Origin of the sequence: Moorena sp. SIO3E8, assembly GCF_010692445.1 — a bacterium.
Classification (GTDB): Bacteria; Cyanobacteriota; Cyanobacteriia; order Cyanobacteriales; family Coleofasciculaceae; genus Moorena; species Moorena bouillonii.
The window spans coordinates 29,166-52,100 of the sequence record NZ_JAAHHM010000022.1; the positions used below are offsets into that span (position 1 = coordinate 29,166).

General features: G+C 40.3%; 6 protein-coding genes. All 6 read right to left on the reverse strand.

Annotation, left to right across the window (positions count from 1 at the left end; translation table 11 throughout):
- Positions 1-4,965, reverse strand: a complete 4,965-nt coding sequence (locus F6K46_RS12190; protein WP_293062769.1) for a type I polyketide synthase — start codon at positions 4,963-4,965, stop codon at positions 1-3.
- Positions 4,966-11,700 carry a type I polyketide synthase gene (locus F6K46_RS12195; RefSeq protein WP_293062771.1) on the reverse strand — a complete coding sequence of 2,245 codons (6,735 nt, stop codon included), beginning with the start codon at positions 11,698-11,700 and terminating at the stop codon, positions 4,966-4,968.
- Positions 11,701-11,810: 110 nt separating this feature from the next.
- Positions 11,811-19,691, reverse strand: coding sequence for a type I polyketide synthase (locus tag F6K46_RS12200; protein WP_293062773.1), 7,881 nt, complete (start codon positions 19,689-19,691; stop codon positions 11,811-11,813).
- Positions 19,679-20,455 carry an enoyl-CoA hydratase/isomerase gene (locus F6K46_RS12205; protein ID WP_293062775.1) on the reverse strand — a complete coding sequence of 259 codons (777 nt, stop codon included), beginning with the start codon at positions 20,453-20,455 and terminating at the stop codon, positions 19,679-19,681. The genes F6K46_RS12200 and F6K46_RS12205 overlap by 13 nt, the downstream gene beginning before the upstream one ends.
- Positions 20,446-21,705, reverse strand: a complete 1,260-nt coding sequence (locus F6K46_RS12210; protein ID WP_293062777.1) for a hydroxymethylglutaryl-CoA synthase family protein — start codon at positions 21,703-21,705, stop codon at positions 20,446-20,448. Before F6K46_RS12210 ends, F6K46_RS12205 begins: the two co-directional genes overlap by 10 nt.
- Positions 21,706-21,709: 4 nt before the next feature.
- Entirely contained in the window at positions 21,710-22,933 is a 1,224-nt protein-coding gene (locus F6K46_RS12215) for a beta-ketoacyl synthase N-terminal-like domain-containing protein (RefSeq protein WP_293062779.1), read from the reverse strand.
- Positions 22,934-22,935: the final 2 nt, after the last annotated feature.

The window sequence follows — 22,935 nt, forward strand, 5'->3', positions numbered from 1 at the left end:
TTAATCAATTATAGATTCTAATATTTGATCAATTGAGCCTTCAAGTTCCCGATCAGATGATTGCTCAATCTCTGCTAGAAGGTTAGTTTCCAGAAAATCGCCTTTCTGTTCATCTTTATCAGTCTCTGGCTTGAAAAGGCCAACTGTGACAAGGTGCTGATCGATTATATATTTCTCCAACTTTTCAATGTTGGACGAATCAAAGGTCAAGGTTGAAGATAAATTCACTCCTAAAAGCTTGCTCAGTCTCCTCTGTAACTCTACGCTCATCAGCGAATCCATCCCCATGTCAAAAAATCCCACCTTTGGATTTGGTCTGTTTGTGATGGGTAAACCCAAGACCTGGGCAACTTCCTCTTGTAGTATTTTTTGCAACAACTCCCTTCTCTGAGTTTCGGTTACAGCCTCCAAGCGTTCTCGTAAACTATTCTGTTTCTGTGTCTCTTGCTCCTCACCGTCTTCCCCGTATGTTGCTTCCAAGTCTAATGAAATTTCTGACAGTAATGACCGTTTACCTCCCAGTTCATAAACTTGCTTAAATAACCTCCAATTCATATTTGCTACTACTGTCTGAGGACTATTGCTTACTAACACCTTCTCCAAAGCAACTATTGCTTTTTCTGACTCCAGTGGTTTAACCCCCATTTTATTTAACAAATTTATTCCCTCTCCCGTTGCCATACCTCCTCCTAACCAAGGCCCCCAATTTATGCTATAACTTGGTGCTCCCAGAGAGCGGCGATAATAAGTTAATCCATCCAGAAAATGGTTAGCTGCTGCATAGTGAGCTTGACCTTTTGAACCCCATACTGATGCAATGGAGGAGAAATTCACAAAAAAGTCTAGCTCTAGCTTCTGAGTTAGTTGATGTAGCAACCATCCTCCTACTACTTTGGGACGCAGTACGGCTTCGAGTTGAGAAAATTCTAATTCCTGAAGCAGTTGAATTTCTCCTGTCACTCCCGCCGCATGAATTATGCCTTTGAGTGTTGGCATTGATGTCTGAATTTGTTCCAGAATTTTGGCTATGTCTGCTTCAACAGAAACATCCCCTAACAACACTCTCACTTGGCATCCTGTTTCTTCTAATTTTTTTATGGACTCAGTCACTTTTTCTGTTGGAGGGCGACGTCCAGTTAAAACAATATTTTTCCCTCCTTTTTCCACCAACCATTGGGCAGTATGTAATCCTAACGCTCCTAACCCTCCTGTGATTAGGTAACTACTATCTGATGATAAGGATAGGGGTTGATAAAATTCTGGAGTATCTTTGTTAACTAGACGAGCTACATAGGTGTTTTCTCCCCGTAAGGCTAGATGATCTTCTTCAAATTGTTGGTTAGCTAATAATTCCCATAACTTTTCTGTCTCGTCTGCTGCTGGAACTTGTGGATCTAGGTCTATTAGTCCTCCCCATAATTGGGGATGCTCTAGGGATACTAATCTACCTAATCCCCACAAGGGTGAAGCTGCTAGTCCTGTTATTTGATTTTCTGTGTTCGATAATACTGACTGGGAACCACGGGTTACTAGCCACAGTTCGGGAATGCTAGAGTTTTTGAGTAAAGTCTGTAATAGGTTGACTACGCTGCCACATCCCCATAATTGAGTTTCTTCTAAAATTTCAACGGTTAACTCTTTAGATGCGGGAGCATCTAAACTCCACAAATGAATTAACTTCGTAATGGAAGTTTGAGTATTTTGTTGAATTTCTTGATACAGTTGTTCAAATTCTTGGGGAGTATGAGGGTTGAGTTGATAAGTATTTGCTGTTTGTTTTTGATAGTTCTCGCCTCGATAAACTAAGTTGTATTCATGACCCTGTTGTTGTAATTTTTGGGCGAGTTTTTCGGCTACTCCTGTGGTATCGGCTAAAATTAACCAATGAGTTGGTTGAATGTTTGTGTTTGAGTTGCTTTGATCTAAAGGTTTCCACTGAATTTCATAGAACCAGTTTTTGAGGGTTGCGGCTGTTAGTTGTTCTTGATGTTGTTGAGCTAATATGTCTAATATTTCTGGTAAGAGTTTCAGTTTTTCTGATGAAAGCTTGCCTGTTGTTTCTAGTTGTTGGGTGAGGGTTTCTGTGTTTCCTTGGGTGAGTAGTTGGAAAATGGGAGTCTGATGAATATTGTCTGTGTTTTGATGTTGTTTCTGTTTTGTGTCTGTTGTTTCTACCCAATAACGTTCTCGTTGGAATGGATATGTGGGCAATGCTACTTTCTGACGATTATAATCAGAGTCAAATCCTGACCAGTCTATTTTTACTCCTTTTACATATAATTTTCCTAAGCTTGATAACATTTGTTGCCATTCACTATGAAAAAGCGAAGCATCCTCTGACTTCCCCCTTTCTAAGGGGGACGGGAGGGGGATTCCCGGACGCAATGATGGCAACCATTCTCCCACATCTTCTGTTACACATTGTCTGCCCATTCCTAACAATATCGGTTTAGAGCCTATCTCCAGGAATGTTTCATATCCTTGCTCTTCTAGAGTTTTCATACTCTGAGCAAATTTTACGGGTTGACGCACATGACCCACCCAATAGTCAGCAGTGGTTATTTCTGCACCTATTTCAGTACCGGTGACATTTGATATTAGTGGTATTTTGGGTTCCTTATAGGTGACCTGTTTAGCCACTGCTTCAAATTCTGTTAACATTGGTTCCATCAATGGGGAATGGAAAGCATGGGATACCTGTAATTGTTTGGTCTTGACTCCAATTGATTCAAACTGACTACAAATATTTTTTATAGCTCCACTGTTACCAGAAATTACTATACTTTCTGGTCCATTAACTGCTGCTATTGTTACTTGGGAAGTATATTCTTTTATAGCTTCTGTTACCTGAAATTCTGATGCCATTACCGATACCATCTCACCACCGGAGGGTAACTGCTGCATCAATTTTCCTCGCATAGCTATTAGTTTGAGACCGTCTTCTAGGCTAAATACTCCTGTAATGCAAGCTGCTACATATTCTCCGACGCTGTGACCCATAACTACCGACGGTTTGATTCCCCATGAATCCCATAATTTAAAGAGGGCGTATTCCAAGGCAAATATAGCCGGTTGGGTGTAAGCTGTTTGGTCAAGTAGACTTGAATTTTGTGCATCTTTGGGGTAGATGATTTCTAATATAGATGTTTCCAGATAGGGTTGGAGAATTTGATCGCATTCCTCTAAAGCTTGACGGAAAGTTGGTGCTTTTTCATACAGTTGTCTTCCCATATTTATATACTGGGAACCTTGACCTGTGAATAGGAATGCTATTTTGGGACTTTCACTATTTGGTTGTCCTGAAAACACTCCTACTAATTCTGACTGAGTTTTCCACCCCAGCAGTTTCTCCATTAATTCCTTGGGCTCAGATGCAATCACCCCTAATCGATGATTAAACTGAGCGCGTCCAGTGTTAGCTGTATAGCAGACATCTGCTAGGGCTAACTCGGGGTTAGTTTCTAAATAATTTTGATAATTACTGACTAAATCATCTATTGCTTTTTCTGTTTTGGCTGACAGAGTTAATAGATGAATTGGACGTTCAATAACATTCTGAGTTGTTGCTATTGAAGGTGCTTCTTCTATAATTACATGAGCATTAGTGCCACCCATACCAAAAGAACTAACCCCAGCTATGCGACTTTTACCATTTGTCGGCCAAGAGGTCAGCTTAGTCGCGACTTGTACTGGTAGTTGAGCCCAATTAATATAAGGATTTGGTTGCTTGAAATGTAGTGATGGAGCTATTTTCCGATATTGCAGTTGCAAAATCACCTTCATCAAACCTGCAATTCCTGCTGCTGACGCCAAATGACCAACATTACTCTTAGCGGAACCAATTATTACCGGGTGCTCTTTAGAATGAGTTGGACCAAATACCGTTCCTATTGCTCCCACTTCAATAGGGTCTCCCAAAGATGTGCCTGTGCCATGAGCTTCTATATAACTAATACTAGCTGGGTCTACTCCTCCATTTTCCAAGGCTTGACCAATCACTGCTTGTTGAGACGGCCTACTAGGTACAGTCAATCCACTGGTATCACCATCATGGTTAATGGCAGTTCCACGAATCACTGCCAGAATATTATCTCCATCGGCAACAGCATCTGACAGACGCTTGAGTATGACCATCCCACATCCTTCACCACCGACAAATCCATCTGCGGTAGAATCAAAAGTCTTGCATCGGCCATAGGGAGATAACATTCCTGCCTTAGAAAGACCGATGTTAATTTTTGGAGATATTAATACATTTACTCCTCCCGCTAGAGCTAAATTAGACTCTCTATTTCTTAAACTGGTAGTGGCTAAATGAACGCTGACTAGAGAAGAGGAACAACCTGTGTCTACTGCTAAATTAGGACCTTTTAGCCCCAGAAGGTAAGAAATTCTCCCGGATGCTGTACTGTAGGCATTTCCTGAAGCCATATAGGCATCAATTTGTTCAATGCCTTGAGTTAATATCTTTTGAAGATAGTCATTACCACCAATAGCAACAAAGACACCAGTAGAGCTTCCTTTAAGTTTTTGAGGATTTATTCCTGAACGCTCTAAGGCTTCCCAACTCACTTCTAGAAGTAATCGCTGTTGAGGGTCTAGATGAATTGTTTCTTTGGGAGAAATACCAAAGAAATTGGCATCAAACTCTTGCAGTCGCTCTATGAAGCCTCCATAACGAGTAGACATCTTACCAGGAGCGCTAGGGTCAGAGTCGTAATATTCATCAACAGGCCATCGGTCTGGTGGCACTTCCGTAATCGCATCTACTCCGTTTTGTAAAAGTTCCCAGAAGGCTTCAGGGGTAGATGCGCCTCCTGGAATACGGCAACCCATTCCAATTATGGCGATCGCCTCAGATTGATCTTGATTTTTAAGTCGATCAACTTCAGCTTCTAACTTACTAATTTTTTTTAATGCCATTTGCATCAGTTGGGCATACTCTTTTTCCTGATTACTAATCATTTAAATACCTCCTAATTTTTCTGCGAGTTCTTTAGCAATCCTATCTATTTGAAGATTTGGCTGGGAATCACTGTTGACATTATCGCTGTCATTCTCTTCTAAAATCAGTAAATCTTTAGCAAAATAATTTACCATATCTTTAATTTTAGGGTAGTCCAAAGCTATAGTTGATGGAAGCGATAGCTTCAAGCTACTTTGCAACTTATTCCTCAACTCCACAGAAGTCAAAGAGTCCATACCCAAATCAAAAAAACCTGTATCCATTGCAATTGATTCAGGATCACTAATCCCCAACACTTGAGCCACCTGACGACGCACATGAGCTACCAACAACAAGCGACGCTCACTAGGTGGTGTAGCCTCCAACTTTAACAGAAAATCTGACTTCGATGGTTGGGCTACCTCCAATATAGTTTCCTGCCAATCCGCTAAAAACGGCCACTGTGCCACTCTCTCCTGCCACCCTGACCAGTCAATAGGTACGACCCCTACTTCCACATCCGAACCACTCATCAATAGTTCCAAAGACTCCAATACCTGAGCCGGAGATATTACACCCATCCCATTTTTACTGAGTATAGCAGCCATATCTGCACTCCGTTCAGCCACCTTTCCCACTTGAGAAACTACACCCCAATGAATACTCAATGCCGGTAATCCTATAGTTCTACGATAATGAGCTAAACCATCAAGAAACCCATTAGCAGCAGAATAATTTCCCATACCATGACCCGGTGAACCCAACAGAGAGGTTGCTGAAGAAAATAGCACAAAGAAGTCTAATGTTTGACTTTGAGTCAATTGATGCAAGTGCCAAGCACCTTGAACTTTCGGTTCCATCACCTGTTCGAAACTAGACCAAGTCTGATTTCGTAGCACTCCATTTGATAGCACCATCACAGAATGAATCACTCCTGCTAAGGGTCTGTTTGACTCCTCAATCCTCTGCCACACCCCTTTCATCGATTCCAAATCAGTCACATCGGCTTGTTCCACTACCACCGAGGCTCCTGCTATTTCTAACTCCGTTATTTTTTTGATAGCAACATCATCCGGTGAACGGCGTCCCAACAAGACCAAATGTTTAGCCCCCTTTGACACCATCCAATTAGCTACCAGTAAACCCAAACCTCCCATACCTCCTGTAATCAAATAGCTGGCTTCAGAACGGAAACTTAAAGGCTTTTGAGTCTCACCATCAGCTTGTTGTGCGACTGCTTCCCGATGATGACTACCCACCAACCGAGCCACATAACGATCATCCCCACGCCATGCTACCTGGTCTTCCCTATCCTCCGACCAAATTTCTTTAAATAGGGCATCAGCCTGACGCTCTAAAGTCTCCTCTGGACCCAAATCTATACGAGTACAGTTCAACTCTGGATGTTCCAAGCTAATCACTTTACTCATTCCCCACACCGAAGATTGAGCTACTCCTGATATCACCGGATGATTATCGGGCACCGCCTGAGCACCATTTGTCACTAACCATAATCGAGGGACAGTTGATAACCCGCCTTTCACCAATGCTTGTACTAAAGATAGAGTTGTGCCACACCCTAACTTCGACAAACTTCCTAACTCCTCAGAATTAATCCCTTGAACCACTCCGGCTTCAGTCGTCCAACATTGTACCACTCCATACAATGATGGTGACTTAAGCGCCACTGTCTCTATTACCTCCTCAAAATCTTTAGCTTGATTAGGATTAATACTAAATTCTCCCGGAGCTATCTGTTGATACTTTTCCCCTGCAAATACTAAAGTACAAACCTCTCCTAATGAACGGAGTAAGGTCGCTAACTGTTGCCCTACTCCCTTTTTGTCTGCCAGTATCAACCAACTCTTAGAACCATCATTGCTTGGTTCTAACTTCCTTTGAGAGCCTTGAGCTACAATTACCGTTTGCTCTGAAAATGTTTCTGCCATTCCCTCGACTTCTGGCATTGTAACTACTTCAGTAAAACCTGTTTCTCTCAAAACATGATGCCATTTCTCTCTACTCAACAAAGGATAATCTGGTCGTAATTCATAATCCCTGAATTTCCACCATCCTTCTAACAGTCCGAATATTAAATCTACCCATATTGTTTTAGCTGTTGCTTCATATAACACCAACATTCCCCCATCTGCTAACAGTTCTCGCACATGAGATAACGTCTGCTTCATATCTGTCGTTGCATGAAGTACATTAGCTGCAATAATTACATCATATTGATGAGCCTCAAATCCTTGAGTTGTCGGGTCTACTTCTATATCTAAAGTTTGATACTTTATGAACTTATAATCCCGGAATTTCTCTTGAGCTTTGGCTGTAAATAATGCCCCTATATCCGTGAATGTATATTCGGTTTGCTGAGGATTTAGATGAGGTAGGATATAGCTTGTAGTCCCTCCTGTTCCCGCTCCTATTTCCAACAACCTGAGCCCTCGGCTTTTGGGTAATTTTTCTATCGCTTCGGTGATAGATTTTTCTACTATTGTGTTCATCACTTTCGCTACTGTTGACTCTTCATAAAGTTGAGTCGCTGCCGTCAAATCTCCTTGGGGGAACACTAACTCTACTGGGTCTATTGCTCCCCGTAATACCCCACTTAGTTTAGAGCCACAACGCTCCAGTAGTGTCAATGCTGCTGTTTCTTCTGGATATTTCTTCTGTAAACTGCTAATTTTTTCAGTCGGCTTGACTTCAGCTAAGGTTTGTACTACTTCCCACTGCTGATTATTATATTTGAGTATTCCTGACTCTGTTAATATTTGCAGCAAACGCTTAAACAGTGGTCGATGGGTAGGAACTACACCTAATTTTTGGGCTGCTACATCAAATGCAAAGCTTTCTGCTGGTTTGTATGACCAACCCATCTCCTGTAATGCTTGTACTATATAATCTCTGCTTAATTCTTCTAAGCTTGTTTCAAAAGACGCTGTTGTTTCATTATCTACATGATTTACTAATTCTGTCAGAGTAGGAGTTAATTTTTGGTTGATTTCTATAGGAGGTATGAGGAAATCTGGTGGTAGTAGTTTACCTAAAATACCTTTGTTTCTCCACTCTACTTCATACAACCAATTTTCTATTGATTCGGTTTCTGTTCCCAGTAGGGTCTGTTTTGTTGCTAGTTTGACTTGTAAACCTTTGAGGTTGGCAATTATTTCTCCTGAAGGAGTTACTATGGTGACAATAGTAGTCAAACTTTCTGGAGTTTCCACTTCTCGACTGATTACTGATGCGTAGGCCCATATACTCAGCCCTGGATTCTTATATACTCTGAATTCTTCTATTCCTACTTGCAGATAAGTTTTGTCATTATCTGTTTCTGGCAGTGCATGAAACATTACTTGCAAGGCTGCATCTAATAGTGCTGGATGGAAATTATAGTCGTTTGTTTGTGTTATAAATTCTTCGGGGAGTTTGATATAACCTAATGCTTGGTTTGAACCTGACCACAATTGTTGAATGCCTTGGAAGCTCTTTCCAAAGTCTATTCCTATTTGTTGACATTTTTGATAATGCTGTTTGAATTCTATTGTTTGATTACATTCAATCTTGTATTTTTCTAGGTCAATTTTTCCCTGAATAGGAGGGGTTGACTCTTTTCTGATTTTTCCTGTGGTGTGAAGTCTCCACTCCTGTTGTTCAAGTTGAGAAAATATTTGAAACTTATAGCTTTGGTTGTCTGTTGGGGTGAGTATAGTTTGGGCATTTGTCAATTCTCCTGTTGGTAGTATCCATCCTCTAGTTACGGTTAGGTCTTCTATTACTATCTGGGGTGTTTTTAATAGGTAATTTCCTGCTGCTATTGCTATTTCTAGGTAGCCTGATGTGGGAAATAGTGCTTGATTAAATACTCGGTGGTCCTTCAGATAGTTGGGTGAGTTTTCTCCTATTTGTGATGCAAATATTTGTTGTTCCCCTGCACAATTTAGCTTTTGACCTAATAGGGGATGGAGGTTTTCCCCTTGGGAAAATTGCCGTTGAGGCCAGAAGTTGTTGTTGGTTTCTACCCAATAACGTTCCCGTTGGAATGGATATGTAGGCAATGCTACTTTCTGACGATTATAATCAGAGTCAAATCCTGACCAGTCTATTTTGACTCCTTTTACGTACAACTGTCCTAAGCTCGATAACATTTGTTGCCATTCATCCACTCCTGGACGCAATGAGGGCAACCATTCTCCTACGTCTTCTGTTACACATTGCCTTCCCATTCCTAACAATATTGGTTTGGGTCCTATTTCTAGGAAGGTTTCATATCCTTGCTCTTCTAGAGTTTTTATACTCTGGGCAAATCTCACTGGTTGACGCACATGAGCTACCCAATATTCAGCAGTGGTTATTTCTGCACCTACTTCAGTACCTGTAACATTTGATATTAGTGGTATTTTTGGTTGATTATAAGTGACCTGTTTGGCCACTGCTTCAAATTCTGTTAACATTGGTTCCATCAATGGGGAATGGAAAGCATGGGATACCTGTAGCTGCTTAGTCTTAATTCCGTCTGATTCTAATTTGTTACAAATATTTCCTATGGCTTTACTCTCACCTGAAATTACGATACTTTCTGGTCCGTTAACCGCTGCTATTGTTACTTGGGAAGTATATTTTTTTATGGCCTCTGTCACCTGAGATTCTGATGCCATTACCGATACCATCTCACCACCAGAGGGTAACTGTTGCATCAACTTTCCTCGCATGGCTATTAGTTTGAGACCGTCTTCTAGGCTAAATACTCCGGCAATACAAGCTGCTACATATTCTCCTACACTGTGACCCATAACTACATTGGGTTTGATTCCCCATGAATCCCATAATTTAAATAGGGCGTATTCTAGGGCAAATACGGCAGGTTGGGTGTAAGCTGTTTGGTCAACTAGACTTGACTTTTGTTCATCTTTAGGGTAGATGATTTCTAATATAGATGTTTCCAGGTAGGGTTGGAGAATTTGGTCACATTCCTCTAAGGCTTGACGGAAAGTTGGTGCTTTTTCATACAGTTGTCTTCCCATATTTATATACTGGGAACCTTGACCTGTGAAGAGGAATGCTAATAAATTACTACTAGACACCTGTCCAGAAAATATTTCCTCTCCACTTAAACCAGCGCTTAATTTCTCCAATAACTCTGCTTGATTAGCAGCGATAACTGCTAACCTGTAATTAAAATGGGTGCGTCCTGTGTTAGTTGTATAACAAATGTCGACTAATTCATCCTTACTGCTTTCTTTTCCCAGATAATTTTGATAGCGCACAACCAACTCTTCCAAAGCTTTTCTTGTTTTAGCTGACAGAGTTAATAAATGAAGCGATCGCTCTGTCTCATTTTTACCTTTAACTTGTTCTGCTGCTGCTTGTAAGATAACATGAGCATTAGTACCACTCATACCAAATCCACTAATTCCCGCCAAAAGAGGCTTACCTGGTTTTTCCCAAGGTACAACACTTGTTGCCACCTGTACCGGAATTCTCTCCCAATCAATCTTAGGGTTAGGTTTATTAAAGTGAAGATTCGGCGGAATTTCCTTATTCTGCATAGCCAAAATAATCTTAATTAAACCTGTAACTCCTGCAGCAGCCTCCAAATGCCCCACATTACTTTTAACTGAACCCAAAATCAGAGGGTCTTCCTTACTTCTTTCTAGACAATAAGCCTCACGAATAGCTTTAACCTCCAGAGGGTCTCCTAGAGAAGTTCCCGTACCGTGACACTCAATATAGTCAACTGCTAACGGGTCTACCTTAGCATTTGCCAAAGCTTGCCGAATTACCTTCTTTTGTGCTTGTTGATTGGGAACTGTTAATCCACTACTAGGGCCATCATGGTTAATAGCAGAACCTTTGACAAGAGCCCAAATGTGATCGCCATCTGCTACAGCATCCCGAAAACGTTTAAGTACAACTATACCACAACCCTCTCCACGGGCATAACCATCAGCACTAGCATCAAAACTCTTGCAGCGACTATCAGGGGACAATGCTCGACCTTTACAAAATGAATGAGTTACATTAGGATGAAGCATTAAATTTACCCCACCCGCCAAAGCCAGGTTAGATTCTCCACTGCGTAAACTCTGACAAGCTGTATGCAAAGCAACTAAGGACGAGGAACAAGCTGTATCCAGAGTAAAAGTCGGCCCCTGTAACCCAAAAACATAAGCCACCCGACCCGAGGAGATACTCATTGACGTACCTAGACCTAAAGAAAAATCAGTTAAGTTATTAGATAGGGGATCTATACCAATCCAGCCATAATCACTAAAACATTGACCTATATATACTCCCGTTTCCGTATTTCTCAAACTCCTGGGTGAAATACCTGCATTTTCTAATGCTTCCCAAGTAACCTCCAACAAAAGTCGTTGTGATGGGTCCATCTTATTTGCTTCTGTCCCAGAAATGCCGAAAAAGGCAGGATCAAATTGGTCTACTGGTTGTTGGAGAAAATAACCATGACGAACATATATTTTGCCTGGTGCTTCTGGGTCGGGGTTGTAGTAGTGGTCGTTATTCCATCGATCTTTGGGAATCTCTACTCTGCCATCTATTGATTCTCTGAGAAATTCCCAGTAAGATTCCGGGGTATCAACACCTCCTGGAAAACGACAAGCAATACCAATAATTGCTATTGGTTCAGTGGTCGCTGTTTCAATTTCATTTAGTTTGGCAGTTGCTTGTTTAAATGCTAACAAAAGACGTTTCTGATTTGAGAGTTGAGTAGTTTTCGATATCGGTTCCATGTTTAATTCCTTTTTTGGTGGGTAGGTTTTAAGTACTGGGAGTATCTTGCTCCCTCAGTATCTTTAGGGAAGTGCCATGCAAAGTCCCTACTTGGGGTTTCCTGAACTTTCTATGTAAACTGATCAAATTGAGTCAGAGCTTGCTCAATAGCTTCATCCATTTGGTCCTCTGAAAGCTGACTAATCTCTGCAATTATATTTTCTGAATCAACCGCAGCATTAGTTGCCCCAGACTTAGCCTCCTTCTCATCCTCTGTCTGATCCATTTTCGGAATTATTTCTTCTAGATACTCAGCTAGTGCCTGAGTATCTGGATACTCAAAAGTAACAGTTGAGGACAAAGTAATACCTAAATCAGCCTGAACCATTCGTCCTAAGTCCAATGCCATCAGTGAATCCATTCCTAAATTAAAGAATCCTTCCTCTGGGTCTGGTAAATCATTTTTACTCCGCCTCAATAGTTTAGCAACAACACCAATCAAATAGTCAACTATTAACCTTTGTCGTTGGTCAATTGTTACTACTTTCAGTTTTTCCAGTAACTTCTGTTGTTTTGGCCCCTTATTTGCTTGACCTTGCAGTGGATGCTGACTTGCTATTTCCGATAGAAATGCTGGAATCTTGGCTCCCAATTGACTCAAAAAGCGTGACCAGTCAATATTAAATATTCCTATCTGTGCTTCCTCGGTAGCCAATACTTCTTCTAAAGCTTGTAACCCTTGCTCTATTTTAATCCCTTCTAGACCTTGATTTTGTAGACGACCTTGTTGTTGTGTCCCCATCCGAGCTGCCATGCCAACGTTGGCCCAGGGTCCCCAGTTAATACTCAATCCTGGTAATCCTAAGTTTCGACGATATTGAACAACTGTATCCATAAAGGCGTTAGCTGCAGCATAGTTACTTTGACCAGGGGAACCTAACACTGATGCAAGGGAGGAGAAGCAAACAAAGAAATCTAATGGTATATCTTTTGTTCGTTTATGTAGATTCCAAGTTCCAGCAACTTTGGGAGCTGTAACTTTTGTGAATTGTTGCCAACTCATTTGTTCTATGAACCCATCATCTAAAACTCCAGCAGCATGAATTATACCTTTAAGGGGAGGTAAGGATGTCTGTATCTTTTGGAAAATATCAACCATATCTTTCTCCACAGAGACATCCCCTAAGAATACTGAAATTTGAGTTCCTGCAGCTTCTAATTTTTCAATTCTTTCCTGGGCCGTTTCCGATGGAGAGTTGCGCCCAAGCAAGGCTATACTCTTAACACCTTGTTGTACTAGGAACTGAGCTAACTCTAAACCTAAAGCACCTAGACCACCTGTAATCAAATAACTTGCTTCCGTCTTAATAGTTAATTGGCTATTATCAGTATCTAACCTTTTTTGAGTTAGTCTTGCCACTTGACGTTCTCCTTGACAATAGCGGATTTCATTTTCCACACTGGTTGATGTCTGATGGTTAGCTACCTCATCCAGTAAAACTTTTAAAGTTTCTTGTTCATCAGCATTAGGATCTAGGTCTATGCAACGACAGTCTAACTGGGGATATTCCATAGTTATGACTTTGCCTAACCCCCATAAAAGAGCTTGTTGGGGTTGAGCTTGACTACTGACTATTGATCCCTGAGTTCTGAATTCTAATGAAGCACCTTGAGTAACTAACCACAGATGAGGCGATTTTTCTAGCGATCGCATCCCTTTTAATAAGTTAATGATACTACCACAAATTATCTCTTCTGTTTTTGTCAACTCTTCAACATCTGTCTCTAAACTCCACAGATGAATAATACCCTTCAAAGGTAACTTCTCTATTGATGATTCATTTACCTCATGCAGTAACTTTTGGAAATGTTCTGGTTCTGTTGGAGATAATTGAATTGTCTGGTATTTATCTTCCGAGGATAACTTTTTGTAATTATCTGCTGGATAAACAACAATACACTGATGACTTTGTTCTAATAATTGGGATTTTAGGCGATCGCTCCATTCTTTTAACTTAGTATTTGATTTTCCTGTAGGGCAAAATAGCAGATAAGTTCCTGCTTCCTGTTTCTCACTAGGTATCAAAGCAGCAGGTTGCCATTCTGTTTGATAGTACCACTCGCTGAAATCTAACCCGAAGCTCCTCAACAATAACTTGCTACTTAGTGGACGGAAGTTTATACCAGTATATTCTGCTAATACTTTGCCATCTCCATTGAGCAAGTAAGTATTACCTCGAAGTTCTTCTTGATTGTAAGAACTTGACTCGTCAATTCTGGTATAGTACCACAGTTCATCTTCAATATCAAAATTATCGAAAAACTTAAAGCTCTTGCCTCCAGCAAATGCGTAGGTGAGAACTTCTCTTTCACTATCAATGACAGGTTTTTCGCTGTTATCATTATTCTTAGCATTCTGAGAAAACTCCCACAACAGAACTACTGGCACAATTCCAGAATCAACCATACCTGGATGAGGCCAATATTCCTGCATCTCTTCATGATTTGGGCCGGATTTTAGTTTTACCAAGCCTTCTGTAGCAGATATCCAAGCTTTTTCCGTCCATTGAAATGTTGGTCCCAGGTGAAAATTTCCTTTCATTGGTTCCAGTATAGTTGAATAATATTCATCGTCGGAAAGAGACTTAATACATCGTTTTTTTACTGCTGCAATATCAATATTTTCTTCCGGTAACTCTGAGTTATTAACAGAGCGAACCCTTGCCTTAGCGTGAACTGTCCAAGATGTTGATGTATCGTATTCTTTTCCTGCTTCACAACTTATCAACTGATAAGCATATTCTGTTTCTTTTTCTGGCTCTAGGAGTATTTGCACTGTACGACTAGAAGTTTCATCTGCTCCCAATATCTGCAAAAATTCAATATTTTCGACAACACAAGACTCACTGTTTAGTGCTTCTTGACCAGCAAGCAAACCAGAAATAATGTGAGACGCACCAGCAACAACTATTTTGCCGTAATATCTGTGGTCTTTCACATAAGAAGGAAACTCAGGAGTTAATTTAGTCTGAAAGCGGAATTGTTTTGCCAACGGTAAAGGTAATTTATGACCTAACAAAGAATTTGATGTTCCCTCGTGAGTAACAAAACCATCATTCCTACTGACTGAAACAGAATTTGACATCGGCGAATAGTTTTCCACCCAATAACGTTTCCGTTGGAATGGATATGTGGGCAATGCCACTTTCTGACGACTATAGTCGGAGTCAAATCCTGACCAATCTATTCTGGCTCCTTTTACATATAATTGTCCTAAGCTCGATAGCATTTGTTGCCATTCATCCACTCCTGGACGTAATGATGGCAACCACTCTCCCACATCTTCTGTTACACATTGCCTTCCCATTCCTAACAATATTGGTTTGGCTCCGATTTCCAGGAAGGTTTCATATCCTTGCTCTTCCAGAGTTTTCATACTAGTAGCAAATCTTACTGGTTGACGCACATGAGCTACCCAATAGTCAGCAGTGGTTATTTCTGCACCTACTTCAGTACCTGTAACATTTGATATTAGTGGTATTTTTGGTTCCTTATAGGTGACCTGTTTAGCCACTGCTTCAAATTCTGTTAACATTGGTTCCATCAATGGGGAGTGGAAAGCATGGGATACATGTAATTGTTTAGTCTTAATTCCCAGGTTTTTTAATTGATCACAAATAGTTGCTATAGCTCCACTCTCACCTGATATTACTATACTTTCTGGTCCGTTAACTGCTGCTATTGTTACTTGGGAAGTATATTCGCCTATAGCCTCTGTTACTTCTGATTCTGATGCCATTACCGATACCATCTCACCACCGGAGGGTAACTGTTGCATCAATTTTCCTCGCATAGCTATTAGTTTGAGGCCGTCTTCTAGGCTAAATACTCCGGCAATGCAAGCTGCTACATATTCTCCGACGCTGTGACCCATGACTACCGACGGTTTGATACCCCATGAATCCCATAATTTAAAGAGGGCGTATTCCAGGGCAAATATAGCGGGTTGGGTGTAAGCTGTTTGGTCTAAAAGACTTGACTTTTGTGCATCTTTAGGGTATATGATTTCTAATATGGATGTTTCCAGATCGGGTTGGAGAATTTGGTCACATTGTTCTAAGGCTTGACGGAAGGTTGGTGCTTGTTCATATAGTTGTTTGCCCATATTCACATACTGGGAACCTTGGCCTGTGAATAGAAATGCTATTTTCTGACCTTCCCTATTGGGTTGTGCTGAAAACACTCCTACTAATTCTGACTGAGTTTTCCATCCAAGTAGTTTCTCCATTAATTCCTTGGGATCGGAAGCAATAACCCCTAGTCGATGATTAAAATGGGCTCTGCCTGTAGAGGCTGTATAACATACATCTGCTAGGGCTAACTCGGGATTAGTTTCTAGATAATTTTGATAATTACTGACTAAATCTTCTAAAGCCTTTTCTGTTTTTGCTGACAGAGTTAATAGATGAACTGGACGTTCAACATTATTCTGACTTTTGACTTGAGAGGGAGCTTCTTCTATAACTACATGAACATTAGTGCCACTAAAACCAAAAGAACTAACTGCAGCTTGCCTTGGTTGGCCTTCAAACACTTCCCAATCTTTGAATTCTGTATTGACATAAAAAGGGCTATTTTCAAAGTCAATATGTGGGTTTGGTTGATTAAAATGTAATGATGGAACTAATTTTTGCTTTTTGAGACACAAAATTGTCTTGATCAAACCAGAAACTCCGGCAGCCGCTGCTGAATGACCAATATTAGTCTTTACCGAGCCGATCGCACAAAACTGTTTCTTGTTCGTCCATTTAGAAAAAGCTTCTGTTAAAGCTTCTACTTCTATTGGATCTCCCAGAGGTGTTGCTGTACCGTGAGCTTCTACATAACTAATAGTTTCTGGGTTAATTCCAAATTTCCGATAAACTGCTTCTTGTAAGCTGGCTTGAGATTGACTACTAGGGGCAGTAATGCCGTTAGTGTTACCATCATAATTGACTCCTGTTGCCTTGATCACTCCATAGATATGGTCATTGTCTTGAATTGCTTGACTATACCTTTTTAACAAGAGAACGCCACAACCTTCGCTCCAACCTGTACCTGATGCTGAAGCATCAAAAGTCCTACAACGTCCATCAGGAGATACCACTTGAAACTGACTTGATATTATTTGAAAGTCTGCTGTTGGCATAAGAGTAATACCTCCAGCGACCGCCATTTCGCTCTCTCCTCGTTGTATGCTTTCGCAAGCTTGATGAACAGCTAGCAATGACGACGAGCAGGCAGTATCAATAGCTATTACTGGTCCTCTAAAGTCAAGAAAATAGGCAATTCTTGCTGGTATCATTGACGGAGTATTTCCTGTCATTGCCATTCTATGAAGATCTCCTGACATTGACAACAATTTGAGATAACCACCGTTTACCGCGATCCCACAAAATACTCCATATTGTTTACCTCTGAGAGAGTCAGTAGCATATCCAGCATCCTCTATAGCGTGGTAAGCTTCTTCTAAAAATATTCTTTGTTCAGGCTCCATAAACCGAGCTTCTTCCGGAGAAATTTGAAAGAATAAAGGGTCAAATTTATCAATTTCATCTAAAAAACCGGCACATTTTGAATAGGAAGTACCTGGATGCTCCGGATCTGGATGATACCAATTTTTTTCTTCCCATCTTCCAGGAGGTGGTTCTGTTACACTATCAACTCCGTTCTTTAAATTTTCCCAAAATTCCTTCCAGTTCTTTGCTCCTGGATATCGACATGACATACCAATAATCGCTATATCTGTAGTTGGTATATCATTTTGACTAGGGTTAAGCCCATCATTAACCTCTGTCTTAATTTCTGGTTCTACTACTTCTTCTAATAATAATTTTTCTGCTGTTTCTAAAGATATTTCTCCTGCACTAATTAAAGATAAGATTTGCTCTGAGCTATCCATGTTAATTAACTTGTTTTGAATATTATCTATTTGATTGTCTGCTATAGCTTTCTCTTGTGTTTCTATTTCCGTCTTTCCTAACAAGAGTTCTTCCGCATTTTCTAAGGAAAGTTGACCAGATTGCAATTGAAGTAATATCTTTTCCTCTTTAGTCATTTGGTTTTCAATGGATAGCCGAGCATCCAATTCTTTTTCCTTTCCAGAATAGGAGTCAGGCATAACTACCACTACCCTGCCGAAATGCTGGCTGTGCTGCATATAGCGGAAGGCTTTAATAACATCTTCTATTGGAAATGTTTTGTAAGGTAGTGGCTTCAGGAGATCACGATCAAATTTAAGTGCCAAATTACCCCATATCTGGGAAAGCAATTGATTATCTTTGGCACATTCTTCTAACAAATCAAAAGGAAAATATTGGATATCTGGGCGTTTCTGAGAGACTTGCTCGTGACTCCAAATACCAAGCTTACCAATTTCAACATATCGTCCTCCATCGGCAAGGATATCTATATTTTTCTGGATGTATTCTCCATGAGTCAGGCTATTGAGAATAACATCTACCCCACGCCCCTGAGTGACTTCCATCACATCATTTACAAACTCCATAGTTCGAGAATTCATCACATGCTTAATTCCCTGTTCCCGGAGATAAGTCATCTTACCTGGACTAGTAGTAGCAAATACTTCTGCCCCAAAAAGTTGAACTAACTGAACTGCTGCTTGTGCAACCCCACCTGAAGCAGCATGAATTAATACTCTTTCTCCTGGCTGAATTTTGGCTAAGTTAAGCAACCCGTGATATGCAGTCGAAAAAGGCCCCAAAATAGTAGCTGCACCTTCCATATTCAGATTCAAAGGTTTAGCCATTAGGTTGTTCGGCGAGCATGTAATGAAGCTACTAAATCCATTATGAATTCTCATTACCATTACTTCATCGCCGACTTGCCACTGCGATACTTCTGCCCCAACAGCTACGATAGTACCTGCACCTTCAAAACCAAAAGTGAGATCTTCAGCATTAGCAATGCCAAATGTTTTTTCGTAATACTCTTGGAGCATACCAAGTGCATTGAGTATATCCCGAAAATTAACTGGTACAGTTTTGATTTGAACTTCAACTTCAGTTGGTTTTGGAATTCGACGTCCCAGAGGGACCAAAGTTAAATTGTTTAGCGAACCATAACTAGATGTCTTCAACTGAAATGGTTGGCCATTCAATGAATCTGTTCTTATTTCTTGTCTTACAGGCTCTTGACTTAAATTTTGAGGGTTACTGCTTACCATTGTCATTTTGTCAAAAATTTGCTCAATTCTACTTCCTACCTCTGGTTGATGAAAAGTTATTTCATGCATAGCTAATTCTTTGTCTATAAATTCAGGCAGCTTTTTCTGGATTTTTGAGGTTAAGTGTTCCTTTAAAGTTATTAAAGATAGTCTCGGTTTTTCCGACATTTCATAGGCAATCTTTTGAGCAACTTTTAGCACATCTTTTCTCGGTACAATTGGAAAATAAACACCCCGTTCAGCCAATTCTTTACCTCGATAGTTTTGGGCAGTGTACATCATTTCCCACCCTACACCACCTAATTTATCAGGGACAATTAACGTGCATCCAATACCTGGAGTAAAACCATACTTCATAAAATTAGTAGTGTAAATACTTTCTTGACTTAACACAACTAAATCTGCATACAATCCAAACACCAAACCACCACCCATACTATGACCTTGCATAGCTGAAATTACGGGTATTTCACAATCTAGTGCTATCCTAAAAATATCTAAATCAGTACATTTACTTTCTCCTTTCCAAATACTGATTAACTGTTCTTTTGTTCCTCCCGAACAAAAATAATTTTCATAACCTGTCAAAATTACTATTTTATAACTTTTGTTTTCAGCAACTGCACCAAAACATTTGTGTAATCCCTCAATTATTCCGGGAGAAAAGGTATTGCGGTTTTCTTCATCCTTCATCGTGATTTGCACCACACCATTACCCAACTCCACCAGTTCCACTACATCGGAGTTACCCTTTACTAAGTCCAAATTAAGATTTACGTTTGCCATGGAAATAATCCTTCTTTTTGAAAACGTTGAATTTTTTCTTGAACCGTAGGTTCTGCTATTAAACTAGAAATCTTATTTACAGCTAAATCTTGAGTTTCTGATTGAATAATCCATAACTGATTAATATAATTTTTTAATTCTTTCACCCCTGATGAGGGTAAATACTTTAAACGTCGAATATATTTACTTATTAACTGATTAGTATTACTGCCATATTCATCAATTAATCCCCACTTATCAGCCTCTGATGCTGAAATAGCTTGAGTCGTTAGTGCTAAACGGTAGGCTTTTTGAAACCCCACTCGGCGAATCAAAAAAGGCAATACACAAGCTGGTAATAACCCAAATAATAATTCTGATAAAACAAAAGTTGCCGTTTCATCAGCAATAACTAGATCGCTTGCTGCTACTAAACCCACCCCTCCCGCCTGGACTTTACCACGCACAAATGACAAAATTACTTTGCTACTTTGAGACATTTGTTTCAAAATATTGTAGTAACCATGATTACTTGCTTTGGGATCGAGTTGTTTTCCTGTTGCCACTTCTTCAAAATCCATGCCTGTACAAAATACATCAGGTAGTCCTTCTAATATCACTACTTTAACAACTTCTTCTGCTTCAGCAGCTTGGAAAGCTGACAACAATTCCATCGTTAACTGACTATTGATGCTATTGTTAGCTTCAGGTCGATATATCTGAATCCTTTGTACAACATCTTGATAACTGACTTTTAGAGTTTGATAATTCATAGCTATACCCATTCATATTCTCGGTGAAATTCTTTGATTTTTTTCAGAACTAAGCGACCTTGGCCTTCAATTTGTTTCCACACACCAGGAAAGATTTTGTAATCTAAAGTCACATTTCTAGTGCCAAAGGCAACTGTCGAACTATAATTTAGTAACTGCTCATATTCTTCCATACTTAAGGAATAGCGCATTGCTAACTGTGATGAAATGTTTTGTTGAGCTTGAATTTCTTTTCCTTGTGGAAAGGCAACTCCACTGTAAAATTCCGAACAACAACCGGAACCATAGGAGAATATACCAATTCGTCGAGGTTTGCTAAAATCTGCATTGTCAATGATACTAGCTAAGGATAAAAACACCGTCGCTCCCATTATATTCCCTACCTGCTGACAATAGACTAACCCTGGCATCACCCGCTTTTGAAAGTCCTCTTCAATCTCTAAAGGTTTTGCCTTTTTTAACTTACGCATCATAGTTCTGTGAGCCCCTTTAACCATGCCTCCAAAAGGAGTATGAAAGCTCAAGTAATCAAAAGTATTTTGGTAATCTACTCCTTCTACTAATTCTTGATACTGCTGGTAGGCATTTTCACAACAATCTAGGTAAGATAGCAATGATAAGTCTGCATCTCCTGCTTCTGAGTCTGGGTTAGGTCTGCAAGTATCCATAACCTCATAGCCATAGTAACCATTACATCCTACATCAGCTTGGAAAATTTTAGGCACATCACTGACCAAAATAGCCACTGCTCCAGCACCACTACTTGATTCTGCAAAAGACCAATCTTCGGTTAGAGCTTCTCCTCCCTCTGCAAGAATAAACCGGGATATATCAGTTCCTATAACCAAAGCTTTAGCCCCTGGACAGGTTTGGGACAAAATTAAATTGAATGCCATCTGTAAACCTGCTGTAGCTGAGTAGCAAGCTTGCTTAATCTCAAACATTCGGCAGTTACGACTTAGCCCCAAATAATCCTGGATATAAGTGCTCATAGATTTGCCAAAATCAATGCCAGATTCAGTACAAGCTACCACCATTTTGATTTGTTGCTTTTCCAGATCGCTGAGTCTATCAATAATAGGTTTGGCTGCATTAATAGCGTAAGAAACTGGATCTTCATAAGGCATAGCAATTGCCTTCTCTTTCATCAGAAGATTATCGAAGCGAGTCATGTCCAACTGACGTGCTTGTCCTAACATTCGGACATCTATTTTAGCCGAACCCCCATATACATTTAGTGCTTCAATTCCAACTTGTTGCATAAGTTTACTCCCGTGCAATTAATAAAGCTGTATTTATCCCCCCAAAACCAAAACTGTTGCTGATACCATATTTAATCTCAGCTTCAACAGAAGTTTCTTTCACCCAATTTAGAGTAGTATCAATTGGATTAACTAAATTTTTAGTTGGATGACAAAAACCAAACTTCATTTGTAATATGGTAGCGATCGCTTCCAAGACACCAGCAGCAGTTAAACAATGACCAGTTAAAGATTTTGTTGAATTGAGTAGGCCACGCTGAAGTCCCACAGATTTTAAAGCTGCCACTTCTGTTTTATCACCAAGGGGGGAAGCAGTACCGTGGGTATTCACATAATCAATACTCTCTGGCTGGAGGTCTGCCATGGCTAAAGCAGTATTTATAGCTCGTTCTTCCCCTTTCTGAGAAGGTTCGGGACTACGATTTCCATCTAAAGCAAATCCCCAACCTTTAAGTTGGCCATGGGATTGAGCGTCTCGTTGTTGAGCGTGGTCAGTTCTCTCTAAAATCAATGCTCCACAACCCTCTCCATAAATGAAACCATCATGGTCTTGGTCAAATGGTCTACAAGCAAGGTCTGGGCGATCGGCGAAACGTTCACTCCCCATTGCGCCTAAATTCATTAGTGCTTGGAATTCATACCCTGATAAATCGGATAAAGTTCCCAGGGCAATGCAAATATCACTGTTCCCCATTAAAATTTGACGGGCAGCATGAATTATAGCAACTGCTCCACTGGCCGAAGCTCCACCAACGCTATAGCCTTCCCCTTGTATCTGAAAACACTGGGAAATGAGACCCAATATATCTGTATCCCAAAAGGTCAGACCATAAGTTGGTCGTATAAACTCCTGACGTGAGTTATAACGTTGCCAGGTTTGCTGCTGATAACGTTGTTGAAAATTTGAACCACCTACAACTAATCCTACTCGTTCTGGGTTAACTTGGCTAGAGTTAAGTTGAGCATCTTGCCAGGCTTCAGCAACGGCGACTACTCCTACTTGGGCACTCTTAGTAGCAGTACGTAACAGTCCACTGTACTCAGGAAATAGAGGTCTGGCGTCAATATCGGGAAGTTCGGCACCAATAAATGGTTTGATGCTTTCACGTCCAGGCTGTTTTAGATAAGCAAATTGAGTTTCCCCTGATAACAGAGCTTTTTTGAAATTAGCAACTCCTTGACCAATGGAAGTAATAATGCCCATACCTGTTATCTCTATGCTGCTCATTT